Raw genomic sequence first — 209 nt, forward strand, 5'->3', positions numbered from 1 at the left:
TTCCTTGCCGATCCGTTCGCGCCGGGCGGGCGGATGTACCGCACCGGCGACGTGGCGCGTTATCTGGCGAACGGCGACATCGAGTACCTGGGGCGCAATGACCAGCAGGTGAAAATCCGCGGCTTCCGCATCGAATGCGGGGAGATAGAGGCGGTGCTGGCGACGCACCCGGCGGTGCGCGAAGCGGTGGTGGATGCGCGGGCGGTGGG

General features: G+C 68.9%; 1 protein-coding gene. It reads left to right on the forward strand.

Going from position 1 to position 209, the window contains the following annotated elements; genetic code table 11:
* A partial coding sequence (locus WCL58_RS25340) for a hypothetical protein (RefSeq protein WP_336851763.1) occupies positions 1-209 on the forward strand: 209 nt, incomplete at both ends.

It is taken from the genome of Serratia sp. TMDUHS_CL, assembly GCF_037137105.1.
Lineage (GTDB): Bacteria > Pseudomonadota > Gammaproteobacteria > Enterobacterales > Enterobacteriaceae > Serratia > Serratia nevei.